Here is a 17,421-nt window from a genome sequence, read left to right as displayed (position 1 = left end):
AAAACCCATGTTACAATGAGAAAGTTGTTCCGGAGAAGTCATCCTTGACTAAAGATCCGGCATTGTGTAGAATAGTTATTGAATTGAATATAAATCACAAGCAGAAGCACCCGCTTCTCACCTGATTGACACATGCATGTAGTTGGCAGGTTGACCGTACATTTTTATTGATACAGATGTTCGTAGTGTGGGTGTTTTATAATGCCCGCACTTTTTGTTTGCCTGCAGAATGCAGTCAAAAGAGTGTGAATCAATTCGAAGAAACTATGGAGGTGGCTCATTATTAGCAAAGATCAATTGGTTAATGAGGGTATCCGTGCACGTGAGGTCCGCTTAATCGGACAAAATGGCGACCAGCTTGGAATCAAGTCCCGTCAGGAAGCACTTGAAATCGCCGGCCGCGCAAATCTTGACCTTGTGTTAGTTGCAGCAAATGCAAAACCGCCTGTCTGCCGCATCATGGACTACGGAAAGTTCAGATTCGAGCAGCAGAAAAAGGACAAAGAAGCACGCAAAAATCAAAAAATCATTAACTTAAAAGAAGTTAGATTAAGTCCGACAATCGATGAGCACGACTTTAACACGAAGTTGCGCAATGCGATTAAATTCCTTGAAAAAGGCGATAAAGTGAAAGCTTCTATCCGCTTTAAAGGACGCGCAATTACTCATAAAGAAATCGGCCAGCGTGTACTAGACCGTTTTTCTGAAGCATGTGCTGAGGTTGCGACTGTCGAAACAAAACCAAAAATGGACGGCCGCAGCATGTTTTTAATGCTCGCGCCGAAAAACGAAAAGCAATAAGGAGGAAATCCCATGCCAAAAATGAAAACTCACCGCGGATCTGCTAAACGTTTTAAAAAGACAGGTTCTGGGAAGTTAAAACGTTCTCACGCATATACAAGTCACTTATTCGCCAACAAATCTCAAAAGCAAAAGCGTAAGCTTCGCAAGAGTGCTGTTGTAAGCGCAGGAGACTTCAAACGCATCAAACAACAGCTTGCTAACATCAAGTAATCGGACAAGGAACAATTAGGAGGGAAATTTAATGCCAAGAGTAAAAGGCGGAACTGTGTCGCGTCAGCGTCGTAAAAAAGTTCTTAAATTAGCAAAAGGTTATTTCGGTTCAAAACATAGATTATACAAAGTAGCAAACCAGCAGGTCATGAAATCTGGAAACTACGCTTTCCGTGACCGTCGTCAGAAAAAACGTGACTTCCGTAAGCTTTGGATCACTCGTATCAATGCAGCTGCTCGCATGAACGGTCTTTCTTACAGCCGTTTAATGCACGGTCTTAAGCTTTCTGGTATCGAAGTAAACCGTAAAATGCTTGCTGATCTTGCTGTAAACGATCTTACTGCATTCAATCAGCTTGCTGATACTGCTAAATCTCAATTAAACAAGTAATCATATAGAGCCGCTCTCCAGCAGAGCGGCTTTTTTATATAAAGGATGGGGCAACATGGTTATTGCTGTTTATTTGGTGCTGATAAATCTGTGCGGTTTTTGGGTGATGGGGGCTGACAAACGAAAAGCGCAGCAGCACAAATGGAGAATTTCTGAAGACAGGCTGTGGCTGATAGCGATCGTGTTTGGAGCATTCGGTGTCTGGCTTGGCATGCAAACCTTCAGACATAAAACGAAGCACGTCTCTTTTAAGTATGGAGTGCCGCTTCTTCTGTTGATTGAAGCGGTCTTGATTGGCATTTATTACAGCCCGTTTGATTTATAAAAAGCAGAAAAGCGTTTTAGCGCTCTTCTGCTTTTTTTGCGAGTTTAATGGGCTGGTCCCAGTCAATCTTACAATTCGGATAGCGTTCCAGCACTTTTTCTTCAATGTTCTCAAAATCTTTTGCAGACAAATGCTTCAGCTTCTCAGGAGATTCTGTCCAGACAAAAATGGTATGGATAAACAGCGGATGATCTTTGGAAGGAATATGCTTTTCTCCTTCAAAAAGCACGCCTTTATACGTCAGTTGAAAGTTCTTACGGGCATTGTTCTGTTCATCAATAATATAAAAATGTTCTTTTGATTGGGCCAGTTTGAGCCTTCTCTTTGGACTGGCGACATATTTGACCGCGGCATAAATACAATAAGCAAAAAGTGCAAGTACTATAATCCTTAGAACCATGACAAACATTGTGTGAAGGCACCTCCCTTATTGTGATGATCTGATGTAATACGAAGAGCATAGAAAAAGGTTTCACTTTTTTAAAAGAAAAGTTCTAAAAACATATACCCGATTTTCAAGTGAAATAGTCGTATGGTTAGCGTCAGGTTTTGTATAATAAGAATGCAGGACTGATGAAGGAGGTTTTGGAACATGGCAAAATTAGATGAAACATTGACCATGCTGAAAGATTTAACAGATGCAAAAGGCATACCGGGCAATGAGAGAGAAGTAAGGCAAGTGATGAAATCATACATAGAACCATTTGCTGATGAAGTGACAACAGATCGTCTGGGCAGTTTAATCGCCAAAAAAACAGGTGCGGAAAACGGCCCGAAAATTATGATTGCCGGGCATTTGGACGAAGTCGGTTTTATGGTGACGCAAATCACTGATAAAGGCTTTATCCGTTTTCAAACCGTTGGCGGCTGGTGGGCTCAGGTGATGCTGGCTCAGCGTGTAACCATCGTGACGAAAAAAGGGGAAATCACAGGGGTTATCGGCTCAAAGCCGCCTCATATTTTATCTCCTGAAGCGAGAAAAAAATCAGTGGAAATAAAAGAGATGTTTATTGATATTGGAGCTTCAAGCCGAGAAGAAGCCTTGGAATGGGGTGTGCTTCCGGGAGATATGATCGTTCCTCATTTTGAATTTACAGTCATGAACAATGAAAAATTCCTCTTGGCGAAGGCGTGGGACAACCGCATCGGCTGTGCGATTGCCATTGATGTGTTAAGAAATTTACAAAACACAGCTCATCCAAACATTGTGTATGGCGTGGGAACTGTGCAGGAGGAAGTCGGCCTGAGAGGAGCGAAAACAGCAGCATACACCATTCAGCCTGATATTGCGTTTGGTGTTGATGTAGGGATAGCAGGAGACACGCCTGGGATTTCTGAGAAAGAAGCGCAAAGTAAAATGGGCGAAGGGCCCCAGATTATCGTGTACGATGCATCCATGGTTTCTCACAAAGGTTTGCGAGATGTCGTTGTCGCTACGGCGGAGGAAGCGGGCATTCCGTACCAATTTGATGCCATTGCCGGCGGCGGAACTGATTCGGGAGCCATCCATTTGACGGCAAATGGTGTTCCCGCGCTGTCCATTACCATTGCAACCCGCTACATTCATACACACGCGGCTATGCTGCATCGTGATGATTATGAAAATGCGGTCAAATTAATTACAGAAGTCATTAAGAAGTTAGATCGAAAGACAGTTGACCAAATCACATATGAATAAAAATCATCAGAATCCGCTATAAAAGGCGGATTCTATTTTTTTGTCTGTACAAATTCAATAAGTAACCCTACAATAAGGTTATATATAGAAAATATGTGCTAGTCTGGATGATAGACAAGTTTTCTATATCTCAAAAAAAGGGGGATTTGATGAATATGAAAAAGAAAGCGTTTTCTGGTTTATTGCGTTTTTCTTGCGCAGCTTTAACAGCTGGTGCTGTGATGTTGTCCGCTTTACCGGCATCAGCCGCTTTTTGGGGAGCATCAAATGAGCTTCTCCATGATCCGACGATGGCAAAGGAAGGAAATACTTGGTATGCTTTCGGGACAGGGCTTTCAGATGAAAACGGACTTCGCGTACTGAAAGCGGACAGCAACGGGGTATGGAGAGTTCAAAAATCCATTTTCACCAGTCCTTTATCATGGTGGCGCCAATACGTGCCTAATTTCGAACGAAACCAATGGGCTCCGGATGTGACATATTACAACGGAAAGTACTGGCTTTACTATTCTGTTTCTTCGTTTGGAAGCAATACCTCTTTAATTGGCCTTGCTTCAGCTACTAATCTCAGTTCGGGCAACTGGAAGGATGAAGGGCTAGTTACTCGGTCAACAAGTGCCAATAATTATAATGCCATTGATCCTGAGTTAACCATTGATAAAGATGGAAACCCTTGGCTAGCATTCGGTTCATTTTGGGGCGGAATTAAATTAACAAAATTAAATAAATCTACGATGAAACCGACTGGTTCATTATATTCAATAGCGGCCAGACCAAATAACGGCGGTGCTCTGGAAGCCCCTACATTAACATACCATAATGGCTACTATTACTTAATGGTTTCATTCGATAAATGCTGTGAAGGCGTAAATAGTACGTACAAAATTGCTTACGGCAGATCGAAAAATATTACAGGTCCTTATGTAGACAGAAACGGTAGAAGCATGATGAATGGAGGAGGTACGATTCTTGATGCCGGCAATGAACAGTGGAGAGGGCCGGGCGGACAGGATATCGTAAACGGGAACATACTCGTGCGTCATGCTTATGATGCAAAAGACAACGGCATACCAAAGATGTTAATCAATGATTTGAATTGGAGTTCAGGCTGGCCGTCTTATTAAGATAAAGCCAATCGTTCACATCTCTTTGTTTAGCCCTGATACATCAGGGCTTTTTTTAATGGAAAGCGGAATCGGAAGATGAATTGACAGAAAAATCATAGTTTTAAGAATACGTTTTTTCACCTAAAAACCTAGTAACCAATCATTTCTTTTTGTAAAAGAATACAAAAATGATTGACAGTCAATAAACCTACTAATATAATAAAGTTGTTCGTACAAATTAATTGTTAATAGTTTATTTTTTGTTATTAGTCCGTATCTGTTTGGGTAATTGAAAGCGTTTTACTATAGGAAGAAAGGGGCAGATTACATGCTTCAGACAAAGGATTATGAATTCTGGTTTGTAACAGGAAGCCAGCACCTATACGGGGAAGAGACACTGGAACTGGTGGATCAGCATGCGAAAAGCATTTGCGAGGGGCTCAGCGGGGTTTCTACCAGATATAAAATCACTCACAAGCCTGTCGTCACTTCATCGGAAACCATCAGACAGCTGTTAAGAGAAGCGGAGTACAGTGAGACATGCGCTGGCATCATTACATGGATGCATACATTTTCTCCCGCAAAAATGTGGATAGAAGGTCTTTCTTCTTATCAAAAACCGCTTATGCATTTGCATACTCAATATAATCGCGATATCCCTTGGGGTACGATTGACATGGATTTTATGAACAGCAACCAATCCGCACATGGCGATCGTGAGTACGGTTACATCAACTCGCGAATGGGTCTGAGCCGGAAAGTCGTTGCAGGCTACTGGGATGATGAAGAAGTGAAGAAAGAGATTTCCCAGTGGATGGATACGGCGGCTGCATTAAATGAAAGCAGATATATTAAGGTTGCCAGATTCGGAGATAACATGCGTCACGTCGCGGTAACGGACGGAGACAAGGTGGGGGCGCATATTCAATTTGGCTGGCAGGTTGACGGGTATGGCATCGGAGACCTTGTAGAGGTGATGAACCGCATCACCGACGACGAGGTTGACACGCTCTATGCGGAGTATGACCGGCTCTATGTGATCAGCGAGGAAACAAAACGTGACGAAGCAAAGGTAGCGTCCATTAAAGAACAGGCGAAAATTGAACTTGGATTAACCGCTTTTCTTGAACAAGGCGGATACACGGCATTTACGACATCGTTTGAAGTGCTGCACGGAATGAAACAGCTGCCAGGACTTGCCGTACAGCGCCTGATGGAGAAGGGCTACGGATTCGCCGGTGAGGGAGATTGGAAGACGGCGGCCCTTGTACGAATGATGAAAATCATGGCTGAAGGAAAAAGAACGTCCTTCATGGAAGATTATACGTACCATTTTGAACCGGGAAATGAAATGATTCTAGGTTCACATATGCTGGAAGTGTGTCCGACTGTCGCTTTGGATCAACCGAAAATTGAGGTTCATCCGCTTTCTATCGGGGGAAAAGAGGACCCTGCACGTTTTGTATTTAACGGCATCAGCGGTTCAGCTATTCAAGCAAGCCTTGTTGATATCGGCGGGCGTTTCCGCCTTGTTTTGAATGAAGTTAACGGACAAGAAATAGAAAAAGATATGCCGCATCTGCCAGTGGCCCGTGTTCTCTGGAAGCCGGAGCCATCATTGAAAACAGCGGCGGAGGCATGGATTTTAGCCGGCGGCGCACACCATACCTGCTTGTCTTATGAACTGACAGTGGAGCAAATGCTCGATTGGGCAGAAATGGCGGGAATCGAAAGTGTTCTCATTTCCCGTGATACGACAATTCACAAGCTGAAACACGAATTAAAATGGAACGAGGCGCTTTACCGGCTTCAAAAGTAGAAAGGGGGATGCCACTTGGCTTACACAGTAGGAGTTGATTTTGGAACTTTATCAGGAAGAGCGGTGCTCGTTCATGTCGAAACAGGGGAGGAACTGGCGGCTGCTGTAAAAGAATACAGGCATGCTGTCATCGATACCGTCCTTCCAAAAACGGGTCATAAGCTGCCGCGGGACTGGGCGCTGCAGGATCCGGCTGATTACCTCGAAGTCTTGGAAACAACCATTCCGTCTTTACTCGAACAGACGGGTGTTGAACCGAAAGACATTATCGGGATTGGTATTGATTTTACGGCATGTACAATCCTGCCTGTTGACAGTACAGGGCAGCCGTTATGCATGCTGCCGGAATATGAAGAGGAGCCGCACAGCTATGTGAAGCTCTGGAAGCATCATGCGGCTCAAAAACATGCTGATCGGCTCAATCAAATCGCGGAAGAAGAAGGAGAAGCTTTTTTACAGCGGTACGGAGGAAAAATTTCATCAGAATGGATGATTCCGAAGGTCATGCAGGTTGCTGAAGAAGCGCCTCACATTTATGAAGCGGCTGACCGGATCATCGAGGCTGCAGACTGGATCGTGTACCAGCTGTGCGGCTCGCTCAAGCGAAGTAATTGTACAGCAGGATATAAAGCGATTTGGAGTGAAAAAGCGGGCTATCCGTCAGATGATTTCTTTAACAAATTAAATCCTTTAATGAAAACGATTACAAAGGGCAAATTAGCAGGTTCTATTCATTCAGTAGGGGAAAGAGCGGGAGGACTTACTGAAAAAATGGCACAGCTGACAGGCCTTCTTCCAGGGACAGCTGTCGCGGTTGCCAATGTGGACGCCCATGTTTCCGTACCGGCGGTCGGCATCACAGAGCCGGGGAAAATGCTGATGATTATGGGAACCTCGACGTGCCATGTACTTCTAGGCGAAGAGGTGCATATCGTGCCCGGTATGTGCGGTGTCGTGGACAATGGAATTCTTCCGGGTTATGCGGGCTATGAAGCCGGGCAGTCCTGTGTCGGTGATCATTTTGACTGGTTTGTGAAGACATGTGTCCCGCAAGCGTATCAAAAGGAAGCAGAGGAAAAAAACATTGGCATTCATGAGTTGCTGAGTGAGAAGGCAAACCTTCATGCGCCGGGTGAAAGCGGATTGCTTGCTTTGGATTGGTGGAATGGAAACCGTTCAACCCTTGTTGATGCTGATTTAACAGGAATGCTGCTTGGCATGACGCTGCTGACAAAGCCTGAAGAGATGTATAGAGCTTTAGTTGAAGCGACAGCTTACGGAACCCGGATGATTATCGAAACGTTCAAAGAAAGCGGGGTTCCGATTGAGGAGCTGTACGCAGCCGGCGGAATTGCTGAGAAAAACCCGTTTGTCATGCAGATTTATGCGGATGTGACAAATATGGACATTAAAATCTCCGGTTCCCCGCAAGCGCCTGCCCTAGGATCTGCCATTTTCGGCGCGCTTGCCGCAGGTAAAGAAAACGGCGGATACAATGACATCAAAGAGGCAGCGGCGCACATGGGGAAACTGAAAGATATATCTTATACGCCAAACGCCGAAAACGCCGCGGTGTATGAAAAATTGTACGCTGAATATAAAGAACTGGTTCACTACTTCGGAAAAGAAAACCATGTGATGAAGCGTCTGAAAACAATCAAAAATCTTCAATTTTCATCTGCCGCCAAAAAGAATTCATAAAGGGTGATGGAGCATGCTTGAAACATTAAAAAAAGAAGTGCTGGCTGCCAACCTGAAGCTTCAAGAGCATCAGCTGGTAACCTTTACGTGGGGAAATGTCAGCGGCATTGACCGTGAGAAAGAAAGAATTGTCATCAAACCTAGCGGAGTCGAATACAGCGACCTGACAGCTGATGACTTGGTTGTTTTGAACCTTGAAGGAGAGGTCGTCGAAGGCTCGCTCAAGCCTTCTTCAGATACACCTACTCATGTTTATTTGTACAAAGCCTTTCCGAACATCGGAGGAATTGTCCATACCCATTCTCAATGGGCGACAAGCTGGGCGCAATCGGGAAGAGACATACCGCCTTTAGGCACGACACATGCTGATTATTTTGACAGTGCGATTCCGTGTACAAGAGAGATGTACGATGAAGAAATCATCCATGATTACGAACTGAATACAGGAAAAGTCATAGCTGAAACCTTTCATCACCATAACTATGAACAGGTGCCGGGCGTACTCGTGAATAACCACGGCCCGTTCTGCTGGGGCACGGACGCTTTAAATGCCATCCATAACGCAGTTGTATTAGAAACAGTTGCGGAAATGGCCTATCACTCCGTGATGCTGAACAAGGATGTAAACCCAATCAATACAGTCCTTCACGAAAAGCATTTTTATCGAAAACACGGAGCAAATGCGTATTATGGCCAGTCATGATTCCGCTGTGTCACCGGCCGGCATTCTGATTGACTTGGACGGTACTGTATTCAGAGGAAATGAATTGATTGAAGGGGCAAGAGAAGCAATCAGTACGCTTCGGGGAATGGGGAAGAAAATCGTCTTTTTGAGCAATCGGGGGAATATCTCCCGTGCCATGTGCAGAAAAAAACTTCTCGGCGCGGGGATTGAAGCTGATGTAAACGACATTGTTCTGTCGTCAAGTGTCACAGCAGATTTTCTGAAGAAACATTATCGTTTTTCAAAAGTGTGGGTGCTTGGAGAACAAGGCTTGGCAGACGAGCTGAGACTGGCCGGTGTAGAGCACGCGAACGAACCGAAGGAAGCGGATTGGCTTGTGATCTCCCTTCATGAAACACTCACGTACGAAGATTTAAATCAAGCCTTTCAAGCTGCCGCTGGCGGCGCTCGTATCATGGCTACAAACAAAGACCGCTCCTTTCCGAATGAAGACGGCAATGCGATCGATGTGGCCGGTATGATCGGAGCGATAGAGGCTTCCGCTCAAGCAAAAACAGAGCTTGTTGTCGGAAAGCCGTCATGGTTGATGGCGGAGGCTGCCTGTACAGCAATGGGGCTGTCCGCACAGGAATGCCTGATTATCGGAGACGGTATTGAATCTGACATTGCGATGGGAAAGCTTTATGGCATGAAAAGCGCCTTAGTGCTTACTGGTTCTGCGAAACCGGGTGAGCAGCGTTTGTACACGCCGGATTATGTGCTGGAATCCATTAAGGATATAACCAAATTGGCTGAGGAGGGGATTCTGTTATGAATCGTATCGCAGCTGACGTTGAGCAAGCTTTTGAACTCGCCGGAGAAAAGACACTTCCTATAGAAGTTGAAGAAATTGTTATCGGCAAACAAGCAGCTGATTCGCTATTGGATTATGTAAAAAGAAAAAACAACAAACAGATTGTCCTTGTCTGCGACTCGAATACACATCGCATTGCGGGAAGCGATTTGGAAAACCGCCTGCATCAAGAAGGGTTTCAGGCTGAGTGCCTGATCATTCCGGAAAATGAAGCCGGAGATGTGACAGCTGATGAACGCTCGCTCATTCATGCGCTGATCCATACGAAAAAAACAACAGATGTTATGATCGCGGTCGGTTCGGGCACGATTCATGATATCGTGCGCTTCGCAGCGTTTCAGAGGGATTTGCCATTTATTTCCTATCCGACTGCTCCATCTGTAGACGGATTTACGTCAGCCGGGGCGCCGCTTATTTTATACGGTACGAAAACAACCATCCAAACGAAGGCTCCGTCCGCTCTGTTCGCTGATCTGGATCTATTAAAAGCGGCACCCCAGTCAATGGTTGCGGCTGGATTTGGCGACATGCTCGGGAAAATCACGTCTTTAGCTGATTGGGAAATATCCCGCCACCTTGCCGGCGAGCCTTATTCTCCAGCGGGGGCTAAGATCGTTCAGGAGGCGCTGGAAGCCTGTATCGCACACACAGAAGACATTGCGATGAAAACGGAAACAGGCATACAGGTTTTAATGGAATCTTTAATTGTATCAGGTCTTGTCATGCTGGCTTTAGATCATTCCCGCCCGGCATCAGGCGGAGAGCATCATATTTCCCATTGGATTGAGATGGAATTAATGGAGAAAAACCGGCCTCAGATTCTCCATGGGGCAAAGGTGGGCTGTGCCGCTGTGTTATTAACTGACACATACAGAAAGCTCGCCCAGGATGACGGACTGAACGAATTTTCTCCGCGCTGGCGGCAAGCCATTCAATCGGCTTATGAAACGCTCCCGGAAGGAGAAGTGCTGACCGATTGGCTGAGATCAGCAGGAGGCCCTGCGTTTTTTGACGAAATCGGTGTCGGGCAGGATTCCGTCAAGAATGCCTTCAGACACGCGCACACATTAAGAGACCGCTGCACCGGATTAAGAATCATCAATGAAAACAAAACGCTGATCAATCATGGTCTATATGAATAGCCCGCACCTCGAATGGAAGGGGTAACGCAAATGAAAAAAATGACTGCCTGTTTTCTTGTGCTCATGATGCTGCTGACATTATTCATTGCTGGGTGTTCAGCAGAACGATCATCCGGGAAATCGGGTGAAACCGAGCTGACCTTTTGGACTTTTAATGGACTTCATGAGCAGTTTTATGTAGAAATGGTGAAGGAATGGAACAAAAAATATCCTGACCGCAAAATTAAACTGAATACGGTCGTTTATCCATATGGGCAAATGCACGATAATTTGTCTATCTCCTTAATTGCGGGAGAAGGCGTCCCTGATATTGCCGATGTCGAATTGGCCCGTTTTTCAAACTTTTTAAAGGGCTCTGACATACCGCTTGCCGACCTGACTCCGCTGATTGAAAAGGACCGCGATAAATTCGTTGAGGCGCGGCTTACCTTGTACAGCAAAAACGGCAAGCTTTACGGGCTGGATACGCATGTAGGAACGACAGTGATGTTTTATAACATGGATGTGATGAAAAAAGCCGATGTCAATCCTGATGATATCAAAACATGGGATGATTACCATAAAGCCGGGCAGAAAGTGCGCAAAGTGACCGGAAAGCCGATGGGAACGGTGGAAACCAATGATTCCGCAACGTTCTTATCCATGATTTCACAGCAAAAATCAGGTTATTTTGATAAAAACGGCAAGCTGATCCTTAATAATGACACCAATGTAAAAACAATTCAATTTTTAAAGGACATGATTAATGATAAAACGATGATTGCCGCACCGGGCGGCGGGCATCACAGTGAAGAATATTACGGCTTTATGAACCAAGGCGGAGCAGCGTCGGTTCTGATGCCGATTTGGTATATGGGAAGGTTCATAGATTATATGCCTGATCTGAAAGGGAAGATTGCCATCCGGCCGCTTCCGGCGTGGAAAGAGGGGGGCGACCGTTCGGCAGGTTTGGGCGGTACGGCAACTGTTGTGCCGAAGCAATCCAAGCATGTTGAGTTAGCAAAAGAGTTTTTGGCCTTTGCGAAGGGCTCTAAAGAAGGAAACAAAAAGCTTTGGAGCGTACTCGGGTTTGACCCGCTTCGCTGGGATGTCTGGAGCTCTCAGGAATTGAAGGAGAAAAACAAATACACGGATTACTTCCAAAACGGAACAGGCATTTTTTCTATGCTGCTCGATATCAAGGACGAAATCAATCCGATTTATTTACACGAGGATTTTGCCAAGGCTTCAGACCTTGTCAACAGAAGCGTATTGTTCGACGCACTTAAATCTCAGCAAAAAACGCCTAAGCAAGCCTTGGACAGAGCGGCAGGTGAACTGAAACAGAAATAGAATCCCATTCAAAAAGTGAAAGCGGGGAGGTTCTCATGAAACCTGTGAAAACGGGAACGGTTCATCCCGTTCCCTCAGCTGCGAAACAATCAGGCTGGCGAGATCTATTTTATTCCAAAAAAGCGGCGCCCTATCTGTTTACAGCGCCATTCGTTTTATCCTTTCTCGTATTTTTTTTATACCCCATCATTAGCGTCTTCATCATGAGCTTTCAAAGAATATTGCCGGGAGAGGTAACGTTTGTCGGATTGTCCAATTACACTGCGCTAAACAATCCGACGTTCTATACCGCCCTTTGGAATACGCTGGAATACACCTTTTGGACGCTGATTGTGCTGATTCCTGTCCCATTGCTTCTGGCCATATTCCTGAATTCAAAGCTGGTCAAATTCAGAAATATATTCAAATCAGCGCTATTCATTCCGGCATTGACTTCCACTATTGTGGCGGGGATCATTTTTCGGCTGATCTTCGGGGAAATGGAAACGTCGCTGGCCAATTCCATCTTACTCAAACTTGGCTTTTCACCTCAGAACTGGATGAACAATGAACATACCGGCATGTTTTTGATGGTGCTGCTTGCTTCGTGGAGATGGATGGGAATCAACATCCTTTACTTTTTGGCCGGCCTGCAAAATGTGCCGAAAGAGCTGTACGAAGCCGCCGATATTGACGGCGCGAATACGATGAAAAAATTCCGGCACATTACGCTGCCGTTTCTCAAGCCTGTATCTGTATATGTGCTAACCATCAGCATCATCGGCGGATTCAGGATGTTTGAGGAAAGCTACGTCCTTTGGCAAAATAATTCCCCAGGTAATATCGGTCTGACGCTTGTCGGGTATTTGTACCAGCAGGGGCTTGCCTACAATGAAATGGGATACGGAGCGGCCATCGGTATTGTGCTTTTGATTGTGATACTTGTTGTCAGCCTGATTTCGTTAAAGCTGTCAGGCTCGTTTAAGGGGGAGGGATAAATGTTGCGGCACAGTCCTCAGTACAGCGTTTACAAAATCGCGCTTACCCTGTTTTTTATTATGCTGAGCCTATTGTATATTTTTCCGATTTTCTGTTTGCTTTTAGGATCATTAAAGCCGTCATCTGAGCTTTTGCGTGTGGGGCTGAATGTTGATATTGATCCAAAAGTGATGAGTTTTGATAACTACACATTTCTGTTTAATGGGGGCAGTATTTATTTCAAATGGTTTTTTAACAGTCTTGTGCTTGGGATTTTCACGACCGTGCTCACTCTGTTTTTTTCTTCGATGATTGGGTACGGGCTTGGGGTTTACGAATTTAAGGGCAGGAATATCATCTTTGTTCTTGTGCTGATTATTATGATGGTTCCGCTTGAAGTAATGATGCTTCCGTTGTTTAAGCTGACCGTCGGATTGCACTTGATCGATTCGTATACGGGTGTCATCCTGCCATTCATCGTTTCACCGGTAGCTGTTTTCTTTTTCAGGCAGTATGCCCTCGGTCTTCCAAGAGATCTGCTGGACTCTGCAAGGATGGACGGCTGTACGGAATTCGGGATCTTTTTCCGGATTATGGCGCCGCTGATGAAACCGGCCTTCGGCGCGATGATTATCCTCCAGTCCTTAAACAGCTGGAACAACTTCTTATGGCCGTTGATTGTGCTTCGTTCGAAAGAAATGTTTACGCTTCCAATTGGGCTGTCCAGCTTGCTGAGCCCTTACGGAAACAACTATGACATGCTCATATCCGGCTCAGTATTTGCGATTTTGCCGGTCATTATCATTTTCTTATTTTTCCAAAAATACTTTATCTCCGGCCTGACGGTAGGGGGAGTCAAAGGTTAATGAAGGAGGAAACGTGTGATGAAAAAAGCGCGAGTGATTGTAGACAAAGAATATAAAATCGGTGAAGTAGACAAGCGGATTTACGGCTCGTTTATTGAACATATGGGGCGGGCGGTATATGAAGGCATATATGAGCCTGGCCACCCTGAAGCGGATAAAGACGGATTTAGAAAGGATGTCCAGTCGCTGATCAAAGAATTGCAGGTTCCGCTCATCCGTTATCCGGGCGGAAACTTTTTATCCGGATACAACTGGGAGGACGGTGTCGGACCTGTTGAAAACCGCCCAAGACGGCTTGACTTGGCATGGCAAACGACAGAAACGAATGAAGTGGGGACAAATGAATTTTTATCTTGGGCAAAAAAGGTGAACACTGAGGTCAACATGGCAGTCAACCTTGGCACAAGAGGCATAGATGCCGCCCGCAATCTCGTTGAATACTGTAACCACCCGAAAGGCTCTTACTGGAGTGATTTAAGAAGATCGCATGGCTATGAACAGCCGTACGGCATCAAGACATGGTGCTTAGGAAACGAAATGGATGGCCCGTGGCAGATCGGCCATAAAACAGCTGACGAATACGGACGGCTTGCCGCAGAGACTGCAAAGGTCATGAAGTGGGTTGATCCAACAATTGAACTTGTTGCCTGCGGCAGTTCAAACAGCGGCATGCCGACCTTTATCGATTGGGAAGCGAAGGTGCTGGAGCATACGTATGAGCATGTCGACTATATCTCTCTCCATACGTATTACGGAAACAGGGATAACAATCTGCCAAACTACTTGGCCCGTTCCATGGATCTGGATCATTTTATTAAATCTGTCGCTGCAACCTGTGACTATGTAAAAGCAAAAACCCGCAGCAAGAAAACAATCAATCTCTCTCTGGATGAATGGAACGTCTGGTATCACTCAAATGAGGCGGATAAAAAAGTCGAGCCGTGGATAACTGCGCGTCCGATTTTAGAGGATATTTATAATTTTGAAGATGCCTTATTGGTCGGCTCTCTGCTTATTACGATGCTGCAGCACGCAGACCGTGTGAAAATCGCGTGCCTTGCACAGCTTGTAAATGTCATCGCGCCGATCATGACGGAAAAAGGCGGGGAAGCATGGAGACAGCCGATCTTCTATCCGTACATGCATGCTTCTGTTTACGGAAGAGGCGAGTCACTGAAGCCGCTTATTTCTTCTCCGAAGTACGACTGCTCAGATTTTACTGATGTGCCATATGTTGATGCCGCTGTTGTGTATGCCGAAGAGGAAGAAACACTCACGATTTTTGCGGTAAACAAAGCTGAAGATCAGATGGAGACGGAGATTTCGCTCAGAGGCTTTGAATCCTTCCAAATCGCAGAGCACATTGTACTCGAGCATCAGGATATCAAAGCGACAAACCAGCAAAACAGAAAAAATGTCGTCCCGCATTCCAACGGAACATCATCTGTCAGCGAAAACGGCTTAACCGCGCATTTCACGCCGCTTTCCTGGAATGTGATCCGCTTGAAAAAACAGTCATAAAGTGAAACATTAGCCGGAGATCGCTCTCCGGTTTTTCTTTTTTTTTGGAGGTAGATATGATTCAGTACCTTGTAATGTTCAGTAGTGAATGTTACTATATGCATAAATGGTGGAAAATATAAACAAAATTAACGAGCTTCGGGGAGGATTTTATGATGAATGCTCAATTCAAAAAGGGAGCATTAGAGCTATGTGTGCTTGTATTAATATCTGAAAAAGACCAATACGGATATGAGCTTTCTCAAAACATTTCCAGGCACATGGCGATTGCTGAAGGCACCTTATATCCTCTTCTAAGAAGACTGACGAAAGAAGAGTATTTAGAAACATATATGGCGCCGTCTTCCGAAGGTCCTGCCAGAAAATACTATACGATGTCAAAGCTTGGTTCCATGCGAATGAAACTGCTGCTGGCAGAATGGGATCAGTTCACAGCATCTGTCAATCAAATCATCGACGTGGCAAGGGGAGGAGAACAATGAATCAAGAACTGTTTTTGCAGGAGTTAAGTAAAGCGTTAATGCCGCTTTCAGAAGAAGAGCGGAATGAGATCTTATTTGATTTTGAAGAACATATGGCCGAAGGGATGAAAGAAGGCCGGCTGGAAGCGGACATCATCAGGGAACTCGGCTCTCCAAAACAAATTGCAAAGGAATTGATGCAAGATGTCACGGAAACTGCTCCAGCAGAGCAACGCCCTAAAAAGAATCTTTTTCACATGGCATGTTCAGCAGCAGCGATAAGCTTCTTAAATATGATTTTCGTTCTGGGACCGGCTATTGGCATTTTAGGAGTGTACGTGGGGTTATGCGGGGCGGCGCTTGCACTTTCTGTGTCACCGATTATCTTTGTCGGCATGGTTTTGTTTCAAACGAATCCGCACATGGTGCTGGAATTCTTTTTATCACTCGTGTTTGGCAGTCTAGGGCTGCTATCTTGCATAGGGCTGTGGTATTTAGGCAAACGGCTGTATAGCATGATTTTACTTTATATCAAATATAATCTAAAGCTGGTGACGGGGGCGCAGGCATGAAAAAAATCATAATAGGATTAATCGCAGTATTTGCAGCCGGGGTCATCGGAGCTGTCATCACTACAGCTGCTTCTGATTTTACAAAAGACGAGGTGACAGCTGCCGAAACGTATTCTGCCACAGATATTAAAAAAATTGAGGTAACAACGAGCTCGATGAATGCAGAGGTCAAAATTGGGCAAACGGATGATATTCAGGTAGCGGCTGAAGGGAAAGTCAGTGATAAAAGCAAAAAGCTGTTCGATGTGAGCCAAGATGGCAAGTCATTAAAAATCAATCAAATAGCACGCGAGAATATCATCTCTTTTATACCGTGGGGCAGCGAAAAGGATATGAAAATCATAATTATTATTCCTGAAAAGAAGTATGGTGAGTTAACGGTAACGACAACCTCTGGGGATATTCTCATTGAAAGTGTGCACGCGGATCAAACTGCTGTTGACTCTACATCAGGAAATATTGAGCTGAAGCATGCACGCATCGAAAACGAGTTGACGCTAAAAACAACGAGCGGAGATATTCAAGAAAACCAAAATTCATTCGGCCAAGGTGTGGTAAAGACAACAAGTGGATTAATAGAAAGCAGCCGCACAACAGCTGGAAAGGTGAATTATAAGACAACCTCCGGAGATATTGACCTTCTACAGGAGAGTCAGAACAAAGAAATTAACATCGTCACAACGAGCGGAAGTGTGTCCGTAGAATATCAGAAAGAACCTGCGTCCTTGGCAATGGATTGTCAGACTGACTCAGGTGAGACGTCAGTCAACTTAGATCAAATGATGTATCAGGAAAAATCAGAGAAGCGTATTGCAGGATATATAGGTAATAGCGAAACCTCAAATCATTTAAACATTCGCACAACCTCTGGAGACATTGAACTAAACTGACTGTCTCAAGCCGGCCCATTTCAGCCGGCTTTTTTGTATAGGAAAAAATGACCGCTTTTCACTATGAAATTATGATATATTTATGAAAAACAGCAAAGGGGTTGGGAA

General features: G+C 44.9%; 19 protein-coding genes and 1 other annotated feature. Of the genes, 18 read left to right on the top strand and 1 reads right to left on the bottom strand.

Annotated features, from left to right (window positions below):
* Positions 1-92 precede the first annotated feature (92 nt).
* Positions 93-223, top strand: a sequence feature (ribosomal protein L20 leader region).
* 56 nt (positions 224-279) lie between these two features.
* Genes infC through V6D41_RS03475 form a run of 4 tightly spaced genes read left to right on the top strand, consistent with a single transcriptional unit; the run spans position 280 to position 1,730 of the window.
* Positions 280-801 (top strand): translation initiation factor IF-3, encoded by a 522-nt coding sequence (gene infC / locus V6D41_RS03490; protein ID WP_071543361.1) that lies wholly within the window; start codon positions 280-282, stop codon positions 799-801.
* 12 nt (positions 802-813) lie between these two features.
* Positions 814-1,014, top strand: a complete 201-nt coding sequence (gene rpmI / locus V6D41_RS03485; protein ID WP_003184267.1) for a 50S ribosomal protein L35 — start codon at positions 814-816, stop codon at positions 1,012-1,014.
* Between the two features lie 31 nt (positions 1,015-1,045).
* On the top strand, positions 1,046-1,405 hold the full coding sequence (rplT, locus tag V6D41_RS03480) for a 50S ribosomal protein L20 (protein WP_333517291.1): 360 nt from the start codon (positions 1,046-1,048) through the stop codon (positions 1,403-1,405).
* A gap of 55 nt (positions 1,406-1,460) precedes the next feature.
* Entirely contained in the window at positions 1,461-1,730 is a 270-nt protein-coding gene (locus V6D41_RS03475; protein ID WP_333517290.1) for a DUF1294 domain-containing protein, read from the top strand.
* A gap of 16 nt (positions 1,731-1,746) precedes the next feature.
* On the opposite strand, the gene ysdB is transcribed toward V6D41_RS03475, so the two are convergent.
* The gene (gene ysdB / locus V6D41_RS03470; RefSeq protein ID WP_333517289.1) at positions 1,747-2,139 is read right to left on the bottom strand and encodes a sigma W pathway protein YsdB; all 393 of its coding nucleotides are present in this window, start codon (positions 2,137-2,139) and stop codon (positions 1,747-1,749) included.
* A gap of 183 nt (positions 2,140-2,322) precedes the next feature.
* Between ysdB and V6D41_RS03465 the strand changes: the two genes are divergently transcribed.
* The 14 genes from V6D41_RS03465 to V6D41_RS03400 all read left to right on the top strand — a co-directional run bounded on the left by V6D41_RS03465 (position 2,323) and on the right by V6D41_RS03400 (position 17,313).
* On the top strand, positions 2,323-3,408 hold the full coding sequence (locus V6D41_RS03465; RefSeq protein ID WP_333517288.1) for a M42 family metallopeptidase: 1,086 nt from the start codon (positions 2,323-2,325) through the stop codon (positions 3,406-3,408).
* 155 nt (positions 3,409-3,563) lie between these two features.
* A complete protein-coding gene (locus V6D41_RS03460) occupies positions 3,564-4,532 on the top strand; it encodes a glycoside hydrolase family 43 protein (RefSeq protein WP_333517427.1) in 969 nt (322 codons plus the stop codon).
* Positions 4,533-4,842: 310 nt separating this feature from the next.
* Positions 4,843-6,333, top strand: a complete 1,491-nt coding sequence (araA, locus tag V6D41_RS03455; protein ID WP_333517287.1) for an L-arabinose isomerase — start codon at positions 4,843-4,845, stop codon at positions 6,331-6,333.
* 15 nt (positions 6,334-6,348) lie between these two features.
* Positions 6,349-8,034, top strand: coding sequence for a ribulokinase (gene araB / locus V6D41_RS03450; protein WP_333517286.1), 1,686 nt, complete (start codon positions 6,349-6,351; stop codon positions 8,032-8,034).
* A 13-nt stretch (positions 8,035-8,047) separates the two neighbouring features.
* Positions 8,048-8,737, top strand: coding sequence for an L-ribulose-5-phosphate 4-epimerase (araD, locus tag V6D41_RS03445; protein WP_333517285.1), 690 nt, complete (start codon positions 8,048-8,050; stop codon positions 8,735-8,737).
* On the top strand, positions 8,715-9,533 hold the full coding sequence (locus V6D41_RS03440; protein WP_333517284.1) for an HAD-IIA family hydrolase: 819 nt from the start codon (positions 8,715-8,717) through the stop codon (positions 9,531-9,533). The genes araD and V6D41_RS03440 overlap by 23 nt, the downstream gene beginning before the upstream one ends.
* Complete coding sequence (gene egsA / locus V6D41_RS03435) at positions 9,530-10,714, top strand: sn-glycerol-1-phosphate dehydrogenase (RefSeq protein WP_333517283.1); 1,185 nt, start codon at positions 9,530-9,532, stop codon at positions 10,712-10,714. Before V6D41_RS03440 ends, egsA begins: the two co-directional genes overlap by 4 nt.
* Before the next feature lie 30 nt (positions 10,715-10,744).
* Positions 10,745-12,046 carry an ABC transporter substrate-binding protein gene (locus tag V6D41_RS03430; RefSeq protein ID WP_333517282.1) on the top strand — a complete coding sequence of 434 codons (1,302 nt, stop codon included), beginning with the start codon at positions 10,745-10,747 and terminating at the stop codon, positions 12,044-12,046.
* A gap of 35 nt (positions 12,047-12,081) precedes the next feature.
* Positions 12,082-13,023 (top strand): carbohydrate ABC transporter permease, encoded by a 942-nt coding sequence (locus V6D41_RS03425; RefSeq protein ID WP_148962295.1) that lies wholly within the window; start codon positions 12,082-12,084, stop codon positions 13,021-13,023.
* A complete protein-coding gene (gene araQ, locus V6D41_RS03420; protein WP_148962294.1) occupies positions 13,024-13,869 on the top strand; it encodes an arabinose ABC transporter permease AraQ in 846 nt (281 codons plus the stop codon).
* An 18-nt stretch (positions 13,870-13,887) separates the two neighbouring features.
* A complete protein-coding gene (abfA, locus tag V6D41_RS03415; protein ID WP_148962293.1) occupies positions 13,888-15,390 on the top strand; it encodes an alpha-L-arabinofuranosidase AbfA in 1,503 nt (500 codons plus the stop codon).
* A 155-nt stretch (positions 15,391-15,545) separates the two neighbouring features.
* On the top strand, positions 15,546-15,872 hold the full coding sequence (locus V6D41_RS03410) for a PadR family transcriptional regulator (RefSeq protein ID WP_333517281.1): 327 nt from the start codon (positions 15,546-15,548) through the stop codon (positions 15,870-15,872).
* On the top strand, positions 15,869-16,423 hold the full coding sequence (locus V6D41_RS03405; RefSeq protein ID WP_333517280.1) for an HAAS signaling domain-containing protein: 555 nt from the start codon (positions 15,869-15,871) through the stop codon (positions 16,421-16,423). The genes V6D41_RS03410 and V6D41_RS03405 overlap by 4 nt, the downstream gene beginning before the upstream one ends.
* Positions 16,420-17,313 (top strand): DUF4097 family beta strand repeat-containing protein, encoded by an 894-nt coding sequence (locus V6D41_RS03400; protein ID WP_333517279.1) that lies wholly within the window; start codon positions 16,420-16,422, stop codon positions 17,311-17,313. Before V6D41_RS03405 ends, V6D41_RS03400 begins: the two co-directional genes overlap by 4 nt.
* Positions 17,314-17,421: the final 108 nt, after the last annotated feature.

The organism is Bacillus sp. 0102A, assembly GCF_036765155.1.
In the GTDB taxonomy this organism is placed as follows: domain Bacteria; phylum Bacillota; class Bacilli; order Bacillales; family Bacillaceae; genus Bacillus; species Bacillus subtilis_G.
The sequence above is the reverse complement of the archived record's forward strand: the minus strand, read 5'-3'. Positions and strand labels throughout refer to the sequence as shown.

Excerpts from the sequence above, each read along its gene's own strand:
- rpmI (WP_003184267.1), top strand. The coding sequence starts at position 814 with ATGCCAAAAATGAAAACTCACCGCGGATCTGCTAAACGTTTTAAAAAG.
- rplT (WP_333517291.1), top strand. The coding sequence starts at position 1,046 with ATGCCAAGAGTAAAAGGCGGAACTGTGTCGCGTCAGCGTCGTAAAAAA.
- V6D41_RS03475 (WP_333517290.1), top strand. The coding sequence starts at position 1,461 with ATGGTTATTGCTGTTTATTTGGTGCTGATAAATCTGTGCGGTTTTTGG.
- ysdB (WP_333517289.1), bottom strand. The coding sequence starts at position 2,139 with ATGTTTGTCATGGTTCTAAGGATTATAGTACTTGCACTTTTTGCTTAT.
- V6D41_RS03465 (WP_333517288.1), top strand. The coding sequence starts at position 2,323 with ATGGCAAAATTAGATGAAACATTGACCATGCTGAAAGATTTAACAGAT.
- V6D41_RS03460 (WP_333517427.1), top strand. The coding sequence starts at position 3,564 with ATGAAAAAGAAAGCGTTTTCTGGTTTATTGCGTTTTTCTTGCGCAGCT.
- araA (WP_333517287.1), top strand. The coding sequence starts at position 4,843 with ATGCTTCAGACAAAGGATTATGAATTCTGGTTTGTAACAGGAAGCCAG.
- araD (WP_333517285.1), top strand. The coding sequence starts at position 8,048 with ATGCTTGAAACATTAAAAAAAGAAGTGCTGGCTGCCAACCTGAAGCTT.
- V6D41_RS03440 (WP_333517284.1), top strand. The coding sequence starts at position 8,715 with ATGCGTATTATGGCCAGTCATGATTCCGCTGTGTCACCGGCCGGCATT.
- egsA (WP_333517283.1), top strand. The coding sequence starts at position 9,530 with ATGAATCGTATCGCAGCTGACGTTGAGCAAGCTTTTGAACTCGCCGGA.
- V6D41_RS03430 (WP_333517282.1), top strand. The coding sequence starts at position 10,745 with ATGAAAAAAATGACTGCCTGTTTTCTTGTGCTCATGATGCTGCTGACA.
- V6D41_RS03425 (WP_148962295.1), top strand. The coding sequence starts at position 12,082 with ATGAAACCTGTGAAAACGGGAACGGTTCATCCCGTTCCCTCAGCTGCG.
- araQ (WP_148962294.1), top strand. The coding sequence starts at position 13,024 with ATGTTGCGGCACAGTCCTCAGTACAGCGTTTACAAAATCGCGCTTACC.
- abfA (WP_148962293.1), top strand. The coding sequence starts at position 13,888 with ATGAAAAAAGCGCGAGTGATTGTAGACAAAGAATATAAAATCGGTGAA.
- V6D41_RS03410 (WP_333517281.1), top strand. The coding sequence starts at position 15,546 with ATGAATGCTCAATTCAAAAAGGGAGCATTAGAGCTATGTGTGCTTGTA.
- V6D41_RS03405 (WP_333517280.1), top strand. The coding sequence starts at position 15,869 with ATGAATCAAGAACTGTTTTTGCAGGAGTTAAGTAAAGCGTTAATGCCG.
- V6D41_RS03400 (WP_333517279.1), top strand. The coding sequence starts at position 16,420 with ATGAAAAAAATCATAATAGGATTAATCGCAGTATTTGCAGCCGGGGTC.